The sequence below is a fragment of the Endozoicomonas sp. SESOKO2 genome, assembly GCF_024606245.1.
In the GTDB taxonomy this organism is placed as follows: domain Bacteria; phylum Pseudomonadota; class Gammaproteobacteria; order Pseudomonadales; family Endozoicomonadaceae; genus Endozoicomonas_A.
In genome coordinates this window covers 1-19,993 of record NZ_JAHHPQ010000387.1, presented here as the reverse complement: position 1 = coordinate 19,993, position 19,993 = coordinate 1, and the positions used below count along the sequence as shown (strand labels likewise).

The 19,993-nt window shown below is 47.7% G+C and carries 14 protein-coding genes and 1 pseudogene; 8 read left to right on the top strand and 7 right to left on the bottom strand.

Features of this window, described 5'->3' with window-relative positions; genetic code table 11:
* Window positions 1-58 precede the first annotated feature (58 nt).
* Window positions 59-3,424, top strand: coding sequence for a hypothetical protein (locus tag KDK17_RS08475; protein ID WP_257253991.1), 3,366 nt, complete (start codon window positions 59-61; stop codon window positions 3,422-3,424).
* 9 nt (window positions 3,425-3,433) lie between these two features.
* Here the strand turns inward: KDK17_RS08475 and yfcD are convergent, their stop codons facing one another.
* The gene (yfcD, locus tag KDK17_RS08470; RefSeq protein WP_257253992.1) at window positions 3,434-3,973 is read right to left on the bottom strand and encodes an NUDIX hydrolase YfcD; all 540 of its coding nucleotides are present in this window, start codon (window positions 3,971-3,973) and stop codon (window positions 3,434-3,436) included.
* 541 nt (window positions 3,974-4,514) lie between these two features.
* Here yfcD and ppnN point away from each other — a divergent pair.
* Window positions 4,515-5,888: a nucleotide 5'-monophosphate nucleosidase PpnN gene (gene ppnN / locus KDK17_RS08465; RefSeq protein WP_257253995.1), complete on the top strand. Its 1,374-nt coding sequence runs from the start codon at window positions 4,515-4,517 to the stop codon at window positions 5,886-5,888.
* A gap of 138 nt (window positions 5,889-6,026) precedes the next feature.
* Here ppnN and KDK17_RS08460 read toward each other — a convergent pair whose 3' ends face one another.
* A complete protein-coding gene (locus tag KDK17_RS08460) occupies window positions 6,027-6,740 on the bottom strand; it encodes a Fic family protein (RefSeq protein ID WP_257253997.1) in 714 nt (237 codons plus the stop codon).
* A 471-nt stretch (window positions 6,741-7,211) separates the two neighbouring features.
* Here KDK17_RS08460 and KDK17_RS08455 point away from each other — a divergent pair, with 471 nt between their 5' ends.
* The 4 genes and pseudogenes from KDK17_RS08455 (at window position 7,212) to KDK17_RS08445 (ending at window position 13,271) form a co-directional block, all read left to right on the top strand.
* Window positions 7,212-7,619, top strand: a complete 408-nt coding sequence (locus KDK17_RS08455; protein WP_257281532.1) for a hemerythrin domain-containing protein — start codon at window positions 7,212-7,214, stop codon at window positions 7,617-7,619.
* 380 nt (window positions 7,620-7,999) lie between these two features.
* A pseudogene (locus KDK17_RS19520) lies at window positions 8,000-8,170 on the top strand (DUF29 family protein); the annotation flags it as partial.
* A gap of 1,076 nt (window positions 8,171-9,246) precedes the next feature.
* A complete protein-coding gene (acnB, locus tag KDK17_RS08450; RefSeq protein ID WP_257254170.1) occupies window positions 9,247-11,838 on the top strand; it encodes a bifunctional aconitate hydratase 2/2-methylisocitrate dehydratase in 2,592 nt (863 codons plus the stop codon).
* A 254-nt stretch (window positions 11,839-12,092) separates the two neighbouring features.
* A complete protein-coding gene (locus tag KDK17_RS08445) occupies window positions 12,093-13,271 on the top strand; it encodes a macro domain-containing protein (RefSeq protein WP_257281531.1) in 1,179 nt (392 codons plus the stop codon).
* A 2-nt stretch (window positions 13,272-13,273) separates the two neighbouring features.
* Here the strand turns inward: KDK17_RS08445 and KDK17_RS08440 are convergent, their stop codons facing one another.
* The 4 genes from KDK17_RS08440 to KDK17_RS08425 all read right to left on the bottom strand — a co-directional run bounded on the left by KDK17_RS08440 (window position 13,274) and on the right by KDK17_RS08425 (window position 18,518).
* Window positions 13,274-15,259 (bottom strand): DUF3488 and transglutaminase-like domain-containing protein, encoded by a 1,986-nt coding sequence (locus KDK17_RS08440; protein WP_257287854.1) that lies wholly within the window; start codon window positions 15,257-15,259, stop codon window positions 13,274-13,276.
* Between the two features lie 7 nt (window positions 15,260-15,266).
* The gene (locus KDK17_RS08435; protein WP_257254167.1) at window positions 15,267-16,259 is read right to left on the bottom strand and encodes a DUF58 domain-containing protein; all 993 of its coding nucleotides are present in this window, start codon (window positions 16,257-16,259) and stop codon (window positions 15,267-15,269) included.
* Between the two features lie 5 nt (window positions 16,260-16,264).
* Window positions 16,265-17,164: a MoxR family ATPase gene (locus KDK17_RS08430; RefSeq protein WP_257287853.1), complete on the bottom strand. Its 900-nt coding sequence runs from the start codon at window positions 17,162-17,164 to the stop codon at window positions 16,265-16,267.
* Window positions 17,165-17,318: 154 nt separating this feature from the next.
* Window positions 17,319-18,518: an O-succinylhomoserine sulfhydrylase gene (locus KDK17_RS08425; protein WP_257281527.1), complete on the bottom strand. Its 1,200-nt coding sequence runs from the start codon at window positions 18,516-18,518 to the stop codon at window positions 17,319-17,321.
* A gap of 66 nt (window positions 18,519-18,584) precedes the next feature.
* Here KDK17_RS08425 and KDK17_RS08420 point away from each other — a divergent pair, with 66 nt between their 5' ends.
* Both KDK17_RS08420 and KDK17_RS08415 read left to right on the top strand, forming a co-directional pair.
* Window positions 18,585-18,770 carry a hypothetical protein gene (locus tag KDK17_RS08420; RefSeq protein ID WP_257287852.1) on the top strand — a complete coding sequence of 62 codons (186 nt, stop codon included), beginning with the start codon at window positions 18,585-18,587 and terminating at the stop codon, window positions 18,768-18,770.
* 62 nt (window positions 18,771-18,832) lie between these two features.
* Window positions 18,833-19,612 (top strand): 5'-3' exonuclease H3TH domain-containing protein, encoded by a 780-nt coding sequence (locus KDK17_RS08415; RefSeq protein WP_257287851.1) that lies wholly within the window; start codon window positions 18,833-18,835, stop codon window positions 19,610-19,612.
* A gap of 128 nt (window positions 19,613-19,740) precedes the next feature.
* On the opposite strand, the gene KDK17_RS19515 is transcribed toward KDK17_RS08415, so the two are convergent.
* Window positions 19,741-19,860, bottom strand: a complete 120-nt coding sequence (locus tag KDK17_RS19515) for a type II toxin-antitoxin system Phd/YefM family antitoxin (RefSeq protein ID WP_368736458.1) — start codon at window positions 19,858-19,860, stop codon at window positions 19,741-19,743.
* Window positions 19,861-19,993: the final 133 nt, after the last annotated feature.

The following is a 19,993-nucleotide window of genomic DNA, read 5'->3' as shown; positions in this document are numbered from 1 at the left end:
GTGTAAATAAGTGTTGGAAAGTTAACAAATCCACAAGCTCACAACGGACTGTGGCGACATGTCATCACCTCTTTCACCCGGCAGCAACAACTCACCCACTCCCCCCAGATTCACTGGCGACAATAACATGCCTACTTCTCCAGTCACTGGACAGGATCATTTGGGCCGGCAAATCAGTGAAACGACAACGACAAGTCAATTGAGCCACGAATCATCTGACCAACGGACACCAGAATCTCCTCACATTAATGAGAGGAAGGCTGAAAGACGCCCCTGGTTCTTCCAGCGGTGGTACAAAAGTTACATTGCCAGAAAAGACACGACGCCTCCTCCTGCTGAGAATCTTGACCCCGATGAAGAGCAAAAACAGACCGGATACCTTGGTTTACTGAAAGGGCTGCCAGGCAAGGCTGTAGGAGCACTTTCAAACCTTCCCGGTGCGGGTTACGAAAAGGTCGCGTCAAAACTGGATGATTTTATCAGTCGTCAGGTGGGTATTGAGATGACCCGTGAGGACGAAAGAAGCCAGTGGCGCTCTTTATTGTATGACCTGCTATGCAGTTATACCGGAGTCATTGTCGAAGGAAAGCAAACGCCATTCAACTTTAACGAAATACTCATAAAAAATGGCGATGCTCTCCCCATAAGAATTACGGCATTAAACTTCGACTCAAAAAGAGTCGTCCAACCATCAGAAAGCTATTTAATCAATGGACAAGCCACAGAAAATCATTTTGAAATGGGAGACCTCTCCTGCACCGTTGAAATTCCGTTTGAAGATAGTCCCCCTCTGATACTGCAACTCAGGCTTGAGAACACGACCCTCTCAGTCGGTACCGATATTAGCATCGCCCAGGTATTAAAAAACCAATTCATCTCTTCTTCCCGGGATCGCACCGCGGTTCAACTTTCTGCTGAAAAAGTAGAAGTCCGATATGAAAATCTGGACTCTTATCAAGAACTGACATCAGTACCTGATCCCTCAAAAGAATCAGACTGCATCGTGGGGTTTGAGAGGGGAAAGCTGACTATGAAAGGCGTCCGGCTATGCAAACCTCTTGACCTGCTTGAAGCTTCAACGAAACAGACATCCATACTTATTTTCGACTCGTTAAAATATGTCAACGAATCAGCCCGGCCTGCATTGGTAGAAGTCAAAAAAGTAAACGTTCAGCACCTTGACGACACCCATAATGGAACCTTCACCAGCTCACTGATCATTCACCCCAAAACCATTCGAAACATTCCCTATATTGGTTGGTTATTAGCTCCTCTCTTCTCTAGCCCTGTTCATCTCGAGATCTTCGCATTTATGCAACATGGTGAAGTCAGAATGAAAGATTTGAAACACGGTATCAGTGTTTCAGGAGGAACCCTGACTGGCTGGCTGGTAAAAAAAGCACTAAAGGCCAAACAAACACGATTGGTTCCATACAGCGGTGGAACAGGACTCCAGATTGGCTGGCCGTTTAAATTTATCGCATGCAAAATCGTTCTGCCTGGTCTGGTCCCCGGGAAGCCCGCGTCCAGCATAGAGGATCATGATCAGATCACCTTTAGGCAACTGAATCAGACCCGTGCTCAAAGTCATTCAGTACCAGGCCAACCTCAACCAGACGACACTTCATTTGAAGAGTTACCTTCACTTCACCACCAGCATTCAGAAGCGCTTGATCTGGAAGACGGTGTACTCATTGTACCCGACACTTTCAGCAGCGTGCTCAGCGTTATCTTCTCAGGAGACAGCGCTTTGGCTCAGCCAGTAAGAATGGTGCCACGCTTATTGGAAAAGCGTTGCATAGAAGCGGCAAAAGGTGACGAAACAGCTTGCCAGATCTTGCTCCGCTTTGTTCGGGATCAGGAAAGGTTTCAACATGAAAATGACTGCATGATGGCTCTGGAGGCCATTCCAGAAGCGTTCTTCATCAAGGAGGCTGCAGAAGCCGATGATGAGACATGGTTATGGTTTGAGAGTGTTGCACACAGACTGATTACTGTTGATAGAGAGAAAGCTTTTGAACTCTACAAACAGCTGTTAAAAAGAAAAGACATCGAGAACGCCAGTGGGCTGGCATCAAATACTGAATGGTTGATTCATCTTGCAAAGCACCTGCCTAAGAACACACCCGAGGAAAAAGCCATAGCCTTCCGGTTGGCCGAGTTTGCCTATAAGTCCGATCCGGAAAAAGCAGAAGAAGCGATTAAACTGCTCATCAACTGGAATAAGAATCAACTCTATAAAAAAAGCCAACTGAGCAGCCTTCTTCAAGACTTGATCAGCAACCACCCCTACTTTGCCGACCCTCATCATCTTGTCTCATTATTAAACCTGCTGGATCGGAGTCATCCGGAAATCGTTGCCCACTCACTGGAACACTTTCCGATAAAAACTCTTATTCAAAACCTCTGGATAGAGGACAGCATCAGGGCTCATAACACTCTGGATTTCCTCAAAATGCTGCTGGTCAAGCACGGCCGATTCAAAGAAGCCGCTGAACTGTTGATTGAGTCTGGAGACCGCAGACAGGCCGCAAGAATGCTTGACCTTGGCATCAGACAAGGTAAGCCCTCCGCTCTGAAGGTAAAACTAGATTTGGCGGTAAGGAATGAGCTGCCCGAAGATATGTCGTTGGCAAAGGAAGTTCGTCACCTCAGGTATTTGATAGAAAGTACTGCGACTCCAGAAGCAATGAGAGGGGCGGCCGTCTCAATCTTAGCAAGTATTGTGACAGAAAAGCCTCATCCGGAACTTGCAGGTATTTTCACTGAAGATCTGCTGATGACAGAGGAAAAAAAGGCTTCTTTTGTGAAAGCGATCGATAAACTGTTTGACCTTCAATACGCAGAAGCATCCACTCTGAATGATCGCATGAGAACCCTGAATCAGATTGAAGAACTCCTGAAAGCCGCCCGGACTGATGAGTCAGCTTACTTAAACAAACCTCTGATGCTGAAGCAGATTCAGGATGCCAACCAGCGGGTTGATCGGGTCATGGAGTTACTGATAAAAGTGAGGGGGCCTATCGAGTCCAGCCTGCTGACTATGCTCACATCTCAAGCATCAAGAGTCGAAGCCACTGTCGGAGACAACATGGTTTCTGAGACGATATCTGACATGGAAGAAGACGACGATGATGAGTTTTTTGATGCTCTGGATGAACCCTACGACCCGATAGTTGATGAAAAGACTGTTAACGTCAACGAAAACGCTCCAATAGCAATGGATGAGCAAGAGCATCAGACAGTGTCCGCTGCAACCGATCACCCTGGTCATAGACAGGAAGAGCCTTTCTTGCCTTCTAACTCTCTCTCAAGCTATGCATCGCTCCTCAGACAACCGGTTTTCTCCAGATCTTCAAAAGATTTCCTCGACCCAAGTCTCCGGCAAGAATGGGCATCAATACTTAATATGAGGGTAAATTGATCGAAAAGATCAAGCGGGTGTATTGCTGTCACCATAGAAATACAACAAACGCTTGAGGGCTATGAGGCTATCAGGCGTGTATCTCCGGTTAAAACGATTTGACAGAATCTCTTCAGGCGACTCCATGACCACACTCGCTACTTCTTCCTCCTGCAATTTCAGCTCACCCTCATATTGACAGCTGTATACCCTGCCCCAGACCTTGCAGTCCTCATTGTGAAAGTAAAAATGAAACAATGGCTTCAACGGAGTATCTTTTATGCCGAGCTCTTCAGCCAGCTCCCTGACGGCAGCCACGTCATAGCTCTCACCTTCAGCCACCACCCCCCCCGTGGCCGGCTCAAAATAACCCGGGTAAATATCCTTGCTTAAAGTTCTTTCCTGAACATAAAGTTGCCCTTTACTGTTAAAGACAAAGACATACGTAGCCCGGTGACAGAGTTTCTCTTCTCTCATCTGTCTTCTGGGCAAAGCGCCAAGCACATGGTTGCTTTCATCGACAATGATGATCTTTTCTGATGCAGACTGAAGTTCTGAGTTGGATGGCATAAATACCAGGCTCCGGATGTTCGTTTTATTTTACCGTGAAACACGTTCAGGCAATCGCAGCTCTCTGTTTCTTTGAGAGCACAATAGGATGAACGAGCTCCTGAAAGTTCTGCCACCCCATCAACAGAAAGTTCCGATGAATCACCACTGTCGAAATCTACGATGTCTCCCCCTTCGGAGAGTCAACTATGCATACAGGCAGACCAAACAAATCCCCGAAACGGGATGGCAACCCGTTGAAAAAGTCACGTGGTGATGTTTCAGGCAACCACCCACTAATCTTTGTTGAGCCATTTTCAATACCTCCGGCAAAGAAAGGCCCCAGGTAAGATGAGTGCGTGAACGTCATCATTCGGCTCATGGAAAAGTGTTAACATTCCCAATTTGTCAGAGGATGGTTAATCCGTCAAGACTGAAAAAATGTCTTCTATCCACATATAATGAGACTGTGGCGGATTGCAAAACACGGCCATGAGGTCAGAAACACTTTGCTATTCAAATCGCTGGACGATATTCACGATAAAAAAAACCAGGGGGTATCATGACCGCCAGAAATACTGTTTCTACCATTGTTAACCCTGTAGGCTCCATGCGTGTTCTCTCAAACCTTGAGGTCAGCAGCCTTCAGGACACCAGTCAGAAAGGGTTACATCGTTTGTTCCGGCAATGCGCCCTGGCCATACTCAACTGTGAACAGGAAGGTGATAACACCGAAGAAATCATGGAGCAATTCCAGGACTTTGACATTCGTATTGTTCAGGAACACCGCGGATTAAAGCTGGAATTGATTAACGCTCCCGCCGATGCCTTTGTCGCTGGAAAACTGATTCGCGGTGTCCGGGAAAACCTCTTCTCCGTCCTGAGAGATATTCTCTATGTGTCGTCTCACATTACAGAGAACCCACGTTTCACTGCAGACAGCTCCACTGATATCACTCATCTGGTTTTCCAGATTCTCAGACATGCCGATGCTTTTATTACCAAGCAGGTTCCCAGTATTGTGGTGTGTTGGGGCGGTCACTCCATAGCCCGACATGAATATGAATACACCAAGAAAGTGGGCTACCAACTGGGCCTTCGGGGCATGAATATCTGCACTGGTTGTGGTCCCGGTGCTATGAAGGGCCCCATGAAAGGGGCTTATATCGGTCATGCCAAGCAGCGAATATCCCGTGGTCGATTCATTGGCTTAACTGAACCGGGCATTATCGCGGCTGAATCACCCAACCCTATTGTCAACGAGCTGATTATCCTGCCGGATATTGAAAAGCGTCTGGAGGCCTTTGTTCGTCTAGGTCATGGCATCACCGTTTTTCCGGGCGGGCCGGGAACCTGTGAGGAAATTCTGTACATTCTTGGCATTCTACTCAACCCTGCCAACAGGGATATTCCTTTCCCACTGGTTTTCACTGGACCGGAAGCTGCCAGAGAATATTTTGAAAAAATTGATATATTTATCGGCAAAACTTTAGGGAAGGAAGCCCAATCACGCTACCAGATCATTATCGATGACCCTCTGGAAGTTAGTCGGGTTATGAGAAGTGGACTGGAGCAAGTTACCCGCTACCGCAGGAAGCATGGAGACGCCTACTACTTCAACTGGTTGCTTAAGATTGACGAGGACTTTCAAACGCCCTTTGACCCAACCCATGAAAACATGGCAAACCTCGAGCTGAATACCGAACTACCTCCCCACTTTCTGGCGGCTAACCTTCGTCGCGCCATGTCAGGTATTGTGGCAGGCAATATAAAAGAAGAAGGCGTTTGCCAGATCAGAGCAAAAGGCCCGTATCAGTTAAAGGGAGAGCCTGAGCTTATGAAACAGGTCGATAGCCTGCTTCAGTCTTTTGTAGAGCAATTCAGAATGAAGCTGCCAGGCAGTCACTATGTGCCCTGCTACGAGATCAAAAGTTAAACAATACCGCTTTGGAAAGCGAAGTAATTTATCTTCGCTTTCTTACTTTTTTTGACACATTGAAAACATAAAAAATCTCTTACCTGAGCATTTTACGTTAAAACTCGCGACGCTAATGATGTCCGCTAGCATTTTCCGTCAGCCACTTAATGAGGCGGATCTAAAATTATCAATGATTTTCTCGTTGAGACACGATCTCAGAAATTTATTCATCTCAGCTGTGTCTGCTGCTGTATAGAAGTCAAGCATCAACTGGTTAAACTCTTTCTGACGTTTTGCTGGAACATTGATAATAGGAAACCCATGTGAAAGCAAAATACCATTCATCATGAATCGCCCCATGCGCTTATTCACATCCCAGAAGAACTGTGCTCTTGCCATTCTCAGAAAAGCCGTTATTGCCATATCATAAACATCATAATAACCAGCAATTTCTGACTCAATCTCAGCCCAGACATTATCAAGCTCTTTGGATGAGGGAGGTTCATATTCTGATCCACTAATCGTTACGTTACCCGTTCTAAAAGCCCCCCACATCAGTGCTTCTTCTTTGCCTGCAATGTTGTGAACTGCCAAAGCAACACCTTTGGAAAAATAGAACTTACCTTCAGAAACCAGGGCAAACAGATATTTCCAGGCCTCTGCCTGATTTAAAGCCATATTCTGATCACTTATCTTATAACCCCCAACAGTAATTCCATCTAATAATGTTTGAATTTCCGGTAGAGTCATCGCAACACCTTCAAGGTTTACGGCATCATGCACCAAAGAAGGAAGATCACGAACGGCAAGCTGCCTGGCCATCCCACGATCAGGGGTCATTCCCCAAACTGTATCTTTTGCCGTTGTCATTTACTCATCCCAAGCATGGTGGTGGAAATTCCCACATTATATCTGCACGAGTTCTGATCGTCATGCAACTCGCAAAGTTTGACTAAGCATGGTATAGACTTGTCTCAGGTACGCCGCAAGTGCGGTTCTCTGAATTTTTTATTAAGTGCTCCTGGCACTTTGTTAGTAATAATCTGCAAACTAACGATTGTTTAATACCCTAAAAGCTAAGTTCATAAAATAATGGAGTAGGTGGAGATATCCACGTACAACCAACTGTTACTCATGATAAATTTGCTCGATACATGAAGTCTCCACTATTAGCAGCCTAACCCTCTACTATTAACTGTTGTTAAAAATGGGGGGGGGGAGGGGGAGTGAATTACTCTGACTCAGCGACTCAAAACGCTTAATAATTGATGATTTGAAACATATGTGGGAATTACGTCCTAAACTATTAGTAACCTTTATATTCAAGGAGTGAACAAAAAAATGTCTCAGTTAATTGAGGAATTCAAAAACGAACATCTGCAAATCAGTGACTTACTTTTACAAGCACGTGAAGTTGGCATTGGTAACCAGCAAGGTCAGAATTTAATACTCTCCGCCAAAAAAATGCTGTTGGCCCATTTAAACAAAGAAGATAAGTACCTTTATCCTGTATTGAGAGAAGCCGCTGAGAATGATGAAAGCCTGAAGTCTACCCTGACTGACTATGCACTTGATATGGATAAGATTTCCGCCGAAGTGATGATTTTTTTCAGCCTGTATGAAAATAACGATAATACTATTGAAAACTTTCAGCAGGACTGCAACAACATTTTAAGGGCATTGAGCAAGCGAATTACTAAAGAAGAAGCAGTTCTCTACAAGACTTACGACAAAATCAAAGGCGCCTGAAGCCACCCGCTTAAATGATCGGCTGATTCCCGGCCGATCATTATTCCTTTTCAGAAGAATACAAATCCTGGCAGCACAACACCAAGGATCATCCGGAATAGAAAAAATGGCATGCGCCCGATACGGATGTCGTCATCCTCCCCAGTGTAAAGGATGGTGTTTCCTACTATCAGACGGCAATGCAATGCCGCAGTGTAGCGGGTCTCATTACTTACGACCTGTGTTTTGGTAATTCATTTATTCCCTTTTGTTAATTGCCTACAGTGGTAGGGGCAATGGAGGTCTTTATGGAAAACTTGTATGACACTGATTTTTTCACGTGGTCCTATCATCAAGCCGAGCTGATCAGGCAAGGTCATTTCGTGTAACTCAACTGGGACAACCTGATCGAGGAAGTTGAAGACATAGGCAAGGCTCGATACCGAACCTTACGGAGTCGTCTGGAACAGCTATTTTTGTATTTGCTCAAATGGCAGATGCAGTCGGAAAAGAACGAGCTGCACGATATGAAACAGTGGCACCGGTCTTCTGGAGGCGATGGAACAAGGTAATTGTGTTGGATATTGTGTTGTGAGTAACTGACACCTGAATCAGTGGCAGCTTTCAGATAGACAAAACCTCAGGCTGTGACTCTATTTCAAAAACTGATGAGGTTTTTATAGATCATTTTACCAGTCGATAAGAAGAAAAAAATCTCCCATTAACAAAGAGACTTTCTGATGTCATAACAAAAGGTTTTATTAATGTTTGTACTGTTTTAGATCCAAGAAATAATTCACCGATAGAAGGGGTATGTCATGATTTTGCTTATTATTTACACTTTGGGCTTCCGATTTTAAAGTCCACGAGATATAACACTCATGACTCTTTTTACCAATCACTTTCGAACATAAAGGTCAATGAATTTACTGGAGAAAAGGATCTGATCTTTGGAGATATTGTACAAATAACAAGCCAACCTTCCAATACTGGAGATAAACCTTTAGTTTTTCATAGTATGGTTTATATCGGTGATGGCAAATACATTAATAAACTTTCTAACCTGGATATTTACATCCAGGATCTTGAGTCAATATTAGATACTTTTGAAACGTGGAAAAAAGGAATACTAAGGATTGTTAGGGATGTCAGCAGATGACGCCTGTTCTCATGAATCAAGATTGTTCACCATGAGATTACTTTCACTCAATACTTGCGGCAATAATCACTAATGTACGAGAAAAACCGGCACAACAAGGGCTTTACCGACCGGCCCAACCATTATTCACCAAATTTATACCAAAGATTGCGGGCTTCACTTAACTTGAATAACGCTATCCGATATACTGCCCGCGCCCGGTTGGCTGAAGAAGCAATGGTTACAGTTCTTTTCACTGCTAATCTGTAAAGAATAATTCCCACCGGTATACGATGCCTGCACACATCGCCATGGGCATGAAAGTAATCTAAAGTGAACTCCTGTTCTGGAGGAGGAGCAGTGGTATCCGTCAGAGCTTTCTTCTCTACCCGCCCAGCCATATTGTGCAGGACCTACATTCACAGGAACATCAGCAACTGTCTGGCCCACCGCTGTAGAGATTACGGGAAAAGTGACCGGACAGGCCGCACAGATGATGAGGGTTGATCCGTGCTAGAAGCCTACAGAAAACATGTCGAAGAGCGTGCAGCAGAGGGTGTCCCACCAAAGCCACTGAGCGCTGAGCAAGTCACCGGACTGGTAGCCTTGCTGAAAACCCCGCCAGTCGGAGAAGAAGAGTATCTGCTGGACCTGCTGGAAAACCGCATTCCGCCCGGCGTAGACGAAGCTGCTTACGTAAAAGCCGGTTTCCTGTCCGCCATTGCCAAAGGCGAAGCAGAATCCCCACTGCTGGATAAAAATAAAGCGGTTGAACTGCTGGGCCTGATGCACGGTGGCTACAACATTGAGACGCTGGTAGAACTGCTGGACAGCACCGAACTGGCGGAGCTGGCTGCAGAACAACTGAAAAGCACCCTGCTGGTGTTTGATGCTTTCCACGACATCGAAGAGAAAAGCAAGGCCGGAAACGCACACGCCAAGGCTGTTCTGAAGTCCTGGGCAGATGCCGAGTGGTTCACCCAGCGCCAGACGGTTCAGGAAAGTATCAAGGTTGCCGTCTTCAAGGTGTCTGGTGAAACCAACACCGATGACCTTTCTCCTGCACCAGATGCCTGGTCTCGTCCCGATATTCCGGTTCATGCCCGTGCCATGTACAAAATGACGCGCGACGGTTTGGAACCTGAAGAGCACGGCGTGATCGGCCCTCTGCAGCAGATCGACAAAATCAAGGCAAAAGGCCTGCCCGTTGCCTTCGTGGGCGATGTAGTGGGTACCGGCTCTTCGCGTAAGTCCGCTACCAACTCGGTATTATGGTTCTTTGGTGATGACATTCCGGGTGTGCCAAACAAGCGTGCCGGCGGTATCTGTATTGGCGGTAAAGTAGCACCTATCTTCTTTAACACTATGGAAGATGCTGGCGCTCTGGTTTTTGAAGCCCCCGTTGATAAGCTGGGCATGGGGGATGTGATTGAAATCCGTCCATACGACGGCAAAATCCTGTCTGAATCCGGTGAAGTGCTGTCTGAATTCGACTTCAAATCCGACGTCATCCTGGACGAAGTTCAAGCAGGCGGCCGCATTAACCTGATCATAGGCCGTGGTTTGACTGACCGTGCCCGTGAAGCTCTGGGTCTGGGACACTCTGATATTTTCCGTCGTCCTGTTGCTCCCAAAGCCTCCGACAAAGGTTTTACCCTGGCCCAGAAAATGGTTGGCAAGGCCTGCGGTGTTGAAGGCATTCGCCCTGGCACCTACTGCGAGCCCAAAATGACCACCGTAGGTTCTCAGGACACTACGGGTCCAATGACCCGCGACGAACTGAAAGACCTGGCTTGTCTGGGCTTCTCTTCCGATCTGGTGATGCAGTCTTTCTGTCACACAGCAGCTTATCCAAAGCCTGTTGATGTTGAAACTCACCACACTCTGCCAGACTTCATCATGAACCGTGGCGGTGTGTCCCTGCGCCCGGGCGACGGTATCATCCACAGTTGGCTGAACCGCATGCTGCTGCCTGACACGGTCGGTACCGGAGGGGACTCTCACACCCGTTTCCCACTCGGTATTTCCTTTCCTGCTGGTTCCGGTCTGGTAGCCTTTGCTGCGGCTACCGGTGTTATGCCTCTGGATATGCCTGAGTCCATTCTGGTCCGCTTCAAGGGCGAAATGCAGCCCGGCATCACCCTGCGTGATCTGGTTCACGCCATTCCTCTTTACGGTATCAAGCAAGGTCTGCTGACGGTTGAGAAGAAAGGCAAGAAGAACGCTTTCTCTGGCCGCATTCTGGAAATCGAAGGTCTCGAGAGCCTGACAGCGGAACAAGCTTTCGAATTGTCTGACGCTTCTGCTGAACGTTCTGCTGCCGGTTGTACCATCACGCTTTCTGAAGAGTCCATCGCCGAATACCTGAAATCAAATGTGACGATGCTGCGCTGGATGATCAGCGAAGGTTATGGTGACCCTCGTACTCTGGAGCGCCGTGCTCGCAAGATGGAAGAGTGGCTGGCTAATCCGACGATGATGCGTGCGGATGCTGACGCTGAATACGCTGAAGTGATTGAAATAGACCTGTCTGAAATCAAAGAGCCTATCCTGTGTGCTCCTAACGATCCAGATGATGCCCGTACACTGTCTGACGTGGCAGGCGACAAGATTGACGAAGTTTTCCTGGGCTCCTGCATGACCAACATCGGTCACTTCCGCGCGGCCGGTAAACTGCTGCAGCAGAACAAGGAGCCTCTGCAAACCCGCTTCTGGATGTCTCCTCCTACCAAGATGGACAAGGCCCAGCTGGAAGAAGAAGGCTACTATAGCATTTATCAGGACAGCGGTGTTCGCACCGAAATTCCGGGCTGCTCATTGTGTATGGGTAACCAGGCACGTGTAGAACCAGGCGCCACTGTGCTGTCTACTTCTACCCGTAACTTCCCGAACCGTCTCGGTGATGGCGCTAACGTATACCTCTGCTCTGCCGAGCTGGCTTCTGTGGGCGCGATTCTGGGCAAAATCCCTACGGCTGAAGAGTACATGGAATACGCACAAAATCTGGATTCCATGTCCAGTGAAGTCTACCGTTACCTGAACTTTGATCAGGTAGAGTCCTATCAGAAGGCCGCCGATGAGGTTATCGCTAAAGCAAGCTGATCAATGACCTGGTTGTCGTCACAAGATCCCCGCCATTGTGCGGGGATTTTTTTTCTAACTCTGAATGCCAGAAGTGTGATCGATGGGAGAATTGACGCTGTATTTCAAACCAGCATAAAAATTCGTTGGAAAGTCGACAACTTTTCCGGCCAACTCTGTCAGCCAACCTTGCCAGATACCTTTCAGCCCTGTGAATCCCTATCAGGGATGAACTGATTATACTTAAGACTATCGGTAGATTTTCTGGCTCAAGCATGATTCCAACGTCTGATTCGGTCAGTTCAGCATCCAACTGGCAGCTTTTCAAAAGCTGGGTAAAACATAAACTGCGCTCAGCCTTTACCTGGAACCGGAAAACCCGGGTACTGGAAGACCCTGCAGCCTTGCTTCAGGAAGCCAGGGCCAGAGGCGACAACCCTTATTCAGGAATAAAACTTCGAAACATCAAACGGGATGAAAATCCACAGCCTCAGATCAATAGAACCGCCCAACATTACAGAAATGACTTTGCCCGTATTGGTATTGATGTCAGTTCACTGGCCGAAGAGACTGACCTCTTTTTGGAGCTTCAGTACAAACTGCTAACCCGGGCCAAGAGCCTGCAATCCAAAATCTACAAACAGGGAATGCTGGAAGATATGCAGGCCTGCTCCAGGCTTGTGAATCGAGTGATCGCCGGTGACTGGCCAGCTGTCCTGGATGATCTTACTCCGGACCACCCTACTGAAGGGATCCACGAATTGGTGGATTTTGTCAGACCTCTTCAACTTTTGCTCACCCCCCCGAAAGAACAATCGACCATCACCCAGGTACAAACGGATGTCAAAATACCTTCCGACCAATTGTTGGGAAAAGAAGTCTTTTTGATGTCCGGGGATATCAGCCTGATGAATGAGTTACGCAACCCACCGATTGAAGTCATTGCCTGTCCCTACACCCCCATGGGATCACCCAACGAAACAGCTTTACTGAGTCAGCTTTCCGAGATTGATCCCGGCCTGTCAAGAAAAGGGTTTCGGGAAGCCATTAAAAAGATGAAACCGGGGCTGGCCGCCATTACAGCCAGCCCCGCTTTGCAGTGCAGAGGCTTCAGTCATATGGTACATGCCATACTTCCTAAGGCTGAGTCCGGGACTGTTCATTCAGAATTAGTCAGCGCCTACCAATCGGCCATCGAAGCCGCTCACAGGAAAAACCTGTCGAGCATCGCTATCCCCATCTTCAGCTCTGAACTGAATCTTACCCCTCAAAGAGCGGCGACTGTCGCTTGTATTGCTGTCAGCCGATACATGAGCAGCCACACTTATGGAACCAGACCGCCCAAAGTCTATCTGGTTTGCCCCAGCACAGAGGAAGGTCAGAAAATCCAGGGATATATTAACCATTACTTGAGCCAGAAGATGCCGAAGCCTCCTGTGCAAGACTCTCCCTGACTCTAAAAACGAGTCAGAAGCCGCTTCAGCTCGTGCATTTCCGAACCATTTTCCCCATAAGCTGCTTGTATATAAGCCTCACAAAAAGACATCACAGGCTCTGCGAGCGTATCATCTGATTTGGAGATACGGCGTGCAAAACTCAACTCTGCTTCGCCATCTCTCGGGACAAAACCTTTTCTGGCCATTTTTTTAAGGAAGCGGGCATAGAGTTTCTGCAGTGGAGGTAGCGACTGCCGACGATACAATAAAGTCAGCGATAATACGGCCAATATCAAGCTTACCCCCAGCGCCAGAGCCGTCGCCTGCCGCCAGTAAAAATCTTTATCGCCCAGCAGGCTTCTCAGAAACGCCTCCTGTTGATCCTGCTTGAAGTTCACGACCGACCTCTGCCATTGATATTCTGCTTTCTCAAAGACCAGCCTGACTCTGTTAATAATGCCTGACTGACGATAACGATAGAGAGATAATGGACTGTCTGGCAAAAAAGTTTCGGCAGGGCCAATAGCTGCTTCCAGGCCAGATGCTATTCTCTGGGGTGAAACTGCGGCGGTAGGATCAAACCTCAACCATCCTTGCCCTGCCACCCAGATTTCAGCCCAGGCATGAGCATCGAACTGTCGGACCTGAATCAGGTTTTCATCTTCCTTGAACTCTCCGCCCTGATAGCCACCGATGACTCTGGCCGGAACACCTGCTGCTCTCATCAAATAAACAAATGCACCCGCATAATGGGCACAAAAACCTCGCCGACCTTCAAACAGAAATTGATCAATCGTGGAACTTTGATCGTACAAAGGTGGGGAAAGGGTATAGTAGAAGTCATCCTGACGAAACAGCGACAGTAGTCGACCCGCCATTTTCACGGGATCCTCACCGGCCTGGTTGAACAGTCTAAGCGCATATTGCCGACTTCTATCATTTCCGACTACCGGAATCCGGGTATTCAACTCAACAAGCCAGCCAGGCATAGAGACAGATCGAGCCCGGGGCAACATCCCATCCAGGGAGTACAGCAGTCGACTGTCAACCGGTTGCTCCGATGCCAGCCTCATTGTCCTGTAGAAATAACTTTTTTCAGCCACTGTACCGACAGCTCCCAGGGAGTACATCCATGGTTTTCCGGTAGGCTCCATCATGACTTCATATTGATAACTTCCCAGACGATTCTTCCACCACCCTTCAGTAACAGGCTGCTTACTGACCCAATTTTTCTGCGACATAGCGGCAACAGAAAACAGCTTGTCCGTCTGCTTCCAAGTCTTGCCATCAAACTGATCCAGCACCACAGCCCGCCAGTATCTTTGCTGAGCGGGTGGCACATCAGCTGCAAAGCGGGCACGAAACACCAATTCATCTGAACGACTGAGTCTTGCTATATCGCCCGGAGTCATGGCATCGGTTAAACCGACTCTGCCACTGTTATCAGGAAGAGGTACTGACCAAAGCGGCCCCATGCGAGGTACCAGGATAAACAGAAGAATGGTTAAAGGAGCCGCCTGAAAAGCCAGAAGACCTGCAAACCTGATACTCGATACAACAGGTGTCGTATCCATTTCCCGGAACAAACCTTGCTGAGCCGCAATCAACATGACCAGACAAAACATAAGGTATAGCGTCTGTAATAACGTCTGGGAAAACAGAACGGCTGTTGCCACCAGAAAATAGCCGATGTAAACGACAACGAGCGCATCCCGCTGGCTTCTCATTTCCAGTAGTTTGAGTGCATACCCTGCGGCCAGAATAGAGACCGATGATTCCAGGGATATCAATGGCCTGAAACTGACCACCACCGAAACAAGAGCAATCAGGATCAGCCCCAGGCGCAATAAAAAAGGTGGCCAATGCCCTCTACCCTGCAAAATGGCAATCCGCCAGCCTGCGGAAAGACAACCTGTCAGAATAATAAGCAACGGAACTTGCTTCCAAATGGGGAACAAGACTGAAAGAAGTGCGGCAATTAACCACAATGTTGAGGTCCTGCTCACCTGAGCATCACTCAGCACGTTCACCTCCGGACCTTTTAATACCCGGAGCCCTATCAGAGCCAGAAGCAAATAACGCCAGAGTTTCAAGGCACTCTTTTGAATGCTTGTGCCCTATATTGGCAGCCAACTCTGTTCCGGGAACGGACAAACTGTATGGTCTGTTACTGGCTTCACATTCCAGACACCATCCAGCCAAAACAGAGAGTTTATCTTCCAGACTTACACCGGGATTATGCTGCAGGCAGAGCTTAACCTGATGACCTAAAGGTTCCTCAAACAGCTTGGTATTCAGCTCACTGGTTCTCGCATAGCCTTTCCAATCAACATGACCCGGAAGATCCGTCTCTTTATAACGGCGAAAACCGGCAAAATCATCCTGCCCTGATCGTGTTTGTCTACCGGTCTCCTCTCCTACTCCCAGCAGACTTGGAACAGGGTGGGAAAAATCAGCCCTGGGATAGATCAGGGTGTGCATTTCCAGCTGGACCCAGCTCCATGCCCTGCAAAACCCCAGAGGGTACACACTCTCTACTTTCATCCTGCCCGGACGAAACCAGCCTCTGGATATTGCTTTTACCTGCAGAGTGAAGTCCTGATTGGTTTCGAATGAGTAGGTCACCTGCTCATTTTCAGGCCAGCCTAATCGCACAGATTGTCGCCCCCGGCCCCCTGACTGCAACTGCAGATGAACTGATATCAAGTCTCCTGCATGACCCGAATCAGCAGACTTTGAAACCAGAGTCATCCCCGCAAGATTTTTCCAGGTGTGAAGAATGGAAAGCATAAACAGACTGACCATAAAAAAGGACAGGCCAAAGGCCAGACTGTTAGCATAATTGGCCGCCAGTATAAAAATGAGTACAGCAACAGACAGCCAGATATAGCCCCCTATTGTGGGCAGGATAAATATCCGCTGTTGATCCAGAGTCACCCTTGGCGCTGGTGGAATGCGTCGATCCAGCCATTGGTGATATCGCTGTCTGATAGCGGCTGCTGGCATACGTTTCATCCCATGATGTGAGTGCCAGTCAGCAACTCCCTGACCGATTGACTCTTTTCTTTCGCCTTTAACCGGTGATCGGCAACAGGGACAAACACAGCCTGAACATCTTCGGGAATAACATAGTCCCGACCTTCCATCCAGGCCCAGGCTTTTGCAGCCGCTATCAACGCCAGACCTGCTCGTGGCGAGAGCCCAACATTGAAATAACCCACCTCTCTGGTTCGTGAAATAAGCCTCATTACATAATCCAGCAACATCTCCCCGACATGTCCCCGGGCTGATTCATTCTGAGCTTTGATCAATTGATCGGCATTGAAGATCGCAGGCAGCGCATCCATTTCCACCCTGCCGGCTTCGCCTTTCAAAATGGCTTTCTCTGATTCGGGGTCAGGATAGCCCAGCTCCAATCTCATCAAGAATCGGTCGAGCTGGGATTCTGGCAAAAGAAAAGTGCCTTCCTGATACACAGGATTCTGGGTTGCCACCACGAAAAAAGGTTCGGGTAAGGATTGTGGCTGTCCATCGACCGAGACTTGGCGCTCCTCCATGGCTTCAAGCAAGGCACTTTGCGTTCTGGGTGAAGCCCTGTTGATTTCATCCGCCAGCAACAACTGGGAAAAAACCGGTCCCGGCTGAAAGGTAAAGTTGGCGGTATTTTTATCAAAAACGGTAACCCCGGTAATATCGGCGGGTAACAAATCACTGGTAAACTGCACGCGTTGATAACCTAAGCCCATGACCCGAGCCAGTGCATGAACCAGCGTTGTTTTACCCATTCCGGGCAGATCTTCGATGAGCAGATGACCACGGGCAAGAAGACAACACACCGCAAGCCGAATTTCCAGATCCTTGCCTCGGATAATCGTATTCAGAGCATGAATACATTGATTGACTTCACTCATTAATAGGGAACCGTTATTATTCTTTGAAGGCCTTGATTTTTATAGTAAAAAACATTGATCGCAGAGTAGAACAATGTTTTTTGTGTTCAAAGCTTTTTTATCGGTCAATCGACACAAAAGGACAGAATTCCTTTTCTGCTCCAGGGGGGCTGATTTAAAGCAGGGCTAACCCCCTATCAAGATCCGCCTTCAGATCTTCGAGGTTTTCAAGACCCACAGCAACCCGGATCAAATTCTCAGTAATACCGGCCCTTGCTTTGTCTTCCTCAGAGAGACGACAGTGTGTCGTGGTGGCCGGATGAGTGATCGTAGTGCGGGTATCCCCGAGATTAGCCGTTCTGGAAATAAAAGTTACGGCATTCATCACTGTCCAGGCCTGTTCCCGGCCGCCTTTCACTTCAAACGCAAGAACACCGCCAAAGGCTTTCTGTTGACGCTTTGCCAGAGTGTGACCAGGGTGCGACTCAAGGCCACTGTAGTGTACCTTTTCGACAGCAGGATGCTCGTCCAGCCAACGTGCCAGTGCCATTGCATTGCGACAATGGGCACCTACCCTCAGGTTCAGTGTTTCAAGAGACTTGTAGAAATTCCAGGCATTAAAAGGGCTCATTGAAGCGCCAGCCGCCCGTTGCCAGAGATGCATCTCACTGATCAGATCTTTGCTGCCGACAGCCACTCCCCCCATGCAGCGTCCCTGACCATCGATAAACTTGGTAGTAGAGTGGACAACAATATCTGCGCCAAGCTTCAAAGGCTGCTGAAGAGCCGGTGTACAGAAGCAATTATCAACCATCAGCAAAGCATCATTCTCATGAGCAATGGCGGCCATGATTTCCAGATCGACTACTTCACCCAAAGGGTTTGAAGGCGTTTCCAGAAAAAGAAGGCGCGTTTCAGGGCACATCGCATCTCGCCATTGCTGGTAATCCGTGAAATCAACAAAAGTCGTTTTTACACCAAATTTGCCCAGGTATTTCGCAAAAATGGTGACCGTTGTTCCAAAAACACTGCGAGAGCAGATTACATGATCGCCGGCTTTCAACAATCCCATGCACATGCCCAGGATAGCCGCCATGCCTGAGGAGGCGGCACAGGCCAGCTCTCCCCCTTCAAGGGCTGCCATGCGGTCTTCAAACATTTTCACCGAAGGGTTGGTATAGCGTGAGTAAACATTGCCCTGCTCATCACCGGCAAACACTGCCCGGGCCTGCTCAGCACTGTCGTAAGTAAAGCTGGAAGTCAGGTAAATAGCTTCACTGTGCTCTCTTTCACCGCTGCGAATGACACCTGTCCTGATAGCCTGAGTTTCAAACGCCCACTGATCCTGATTATTACTTACGTCGTTATCTTTCATTTCTGATCCTATATACCGCTCTGGGCTGTTTATGAGCTTAAAATCCCAAGGTTCCGGGTATATGTCTTGCTGAGACTTTTCGATGCAGCGTGGGAAAACCTTCAGCCAGACCTATCCCAGATGGCTGACAAGGCCAACGATAACGAAAAAAAACCGCAGTTGACAGTAGAAATAACCACCCTGGCTACTGAGTTTTCAGAAGATAAAAGAAAATTCCCGACCCCTGAATGTGGTAATCTGGGAATACGATGATTAATGGTTAACATGGTTAGATACCTAACCGTTTTCACCCATGGCTGTTCAGGAAAAACAGAATGCCCCCTCACCTGCTTTTGATTGATGCTCTTAATCTTATCCGAAGAGTACACGCTGCTGTCAGGGCTCCTGATGAAGACAGCCAGATAGACGGAGCTATTTCAGCCACCGTCGCTTCACTAACAAGAGCCATAAAAGAAACATCGCCAACCCACTGCCTGATGGTTTTCGATGGTAATCCTCCTACCTGGAGACATAATCTTTTCCCTGATTATAAAAAGGGCCGCAAGCCCATGCCCGAACCATTAAGAAAAAGGCTGGGAGATTTTAACCGGGCTTTCCTGAACATGGGGGTAAGAACATTCAGAAAGTCGGGTCTGGAAGCAGATGACGTTATTGCTTCTGTGGCCTCCAAGGCATCAAAAGCCAATGTCGAAACCACCATACTTTCAACAGACCGTATTTTTCTGCAACTGCTGAATGCTCCTCAGATAAAGCTGCGTGATCATTTCCAGAAATTCGATTATCAGAGAGATAGCGTCCAAAAACTTTATGGCTTTGGAGCAGACAGGCTAACCCAGTTCTGGGCCATTGCAGGTGTGGGAGATGTGCCCGGAGTTCAGGGTGTGGGAGATAAAGGAGCCACCTCCCTGATGTTGGAACATCAGGAAATAAGTAATATCTTTTTGTTGGGAGAGGAGTCTAAAGGGGCAGCAGGGAAAGTAGTAAAGCAGAAAGATCAGGCATTGTTAAGCTTGAAACTGGCGACTCTGGCTTGTGATCTTGAGGTTGGGGTGAGGATGAAAGATTTGAGGTATGGATCTGTATCTGAAGAATAATTTTTTAAGAAGAAACCTTATTAATCAAAATTTCTATAAAACTGATCGATTACATCATCGAGTGTATTATCAAAATCATCGGATATCTCAATCCGCCCCTTCAGAGCACCAAAACCTCTACTTTCAGGTTACTCTTCGTGAGGAACCAATCTCATAACAGGCTTATTTCTCTGTGTGATAATGATATCGGCATCCTCTTCAATTGCCAGTCTGACAAGTTCTGACAACCTGCTTTTTGCCTCACGCATTCCAACTGTAATTTGCTGTGAACCTGACATTGACATAAATGACTCCCTTGCTAATTAAACCAGACTCAGATTAGCCCCTACTAGCAGCCTGTCGGACTTAAGCGTCCGTAGCGAGGATTGCAAGAAATTGAGG

Excerpts from the sequence above, each read along its gene's own strand:
- ppnN (WP_257253995.1), top strand. The coding sequence starts at position 4,515 with ATGACCGCCAGAAATACTGTTTCTACCATTGTTAACCCTGTAGGCTCC.
- KDK17_RS08415 (WP_257287851.1), top strand. The coding sequence starts at position 18,833 with ATGCCCCCTCACCTGCTTTTGATTGATGCTCTTAATCTTATCCGAAGA.
- KDK17_RS19515 (WP_368736458.1), bottom strand. The coding sequence starts at position 19,860 with ATGCGTGAGGCAAAAAGCAGGTTGTCAGAACTTGTCAGACTGGCAATT.
- KDK17_RS08435 (WP_257254167.1), bottom strand. The coding sequence starts at position 16,259 with ATGCCAGCAGCCGCTATCAGACAGCGATATCACCAATGGCTGGATCGA.
- KDK17_RS08430 (WP_257287853.1), bottom strand. The coding sequence starts at position 17,164 with ATGAGTGAAGTCAATCAATGTATTCATGCTCTGAATACGATTATCCGA.
- KDK17_RS08460 (WP_257253997.1), bottom strand. The coding sequence starts at position 6,740 with ATGACAACGGCAAAAGATACAGTTTGGGGAATGACCCCTGATCGTGGG.
- KDK17_RS08425 (WP_257281527.1), bottom strand. The coding sequence starts at position 18,518 with ATGAAAGATAACGACGTAAGTAATAATCAGGATCAGTGGGCGTTTGAA.
- KDK17_RS08475 (WP_257253991.1), top strand. The coding sequence starts at position 59 with ATGTCATCACCTCTTTCACCCGGCAGCAACAACTCACCCACTCCCCCC.
- KDK17_RS08455 (WP_257281532.1), top strand. The coding sequence starts at position 7,212 with ATGTCTCAGTTAATTGAGGAATTCAAAAACGAACATCTGCAAATCAGT.
- KDK17_RS08445 (WP_257281531.1), top strand. The coding sequence starts at position 12,093 with ATGATTCCAACGTCTGATTCGGTCAGTTCAGCATCCAACTGGCAGCTT.
- yfcD (WP_257253992.1), bottom strand. The coding sequence starts at position 3,973 with ATGCCATCCAACTCAGAACTTCAGTCTGCATCAGAAAAGATCATCATT.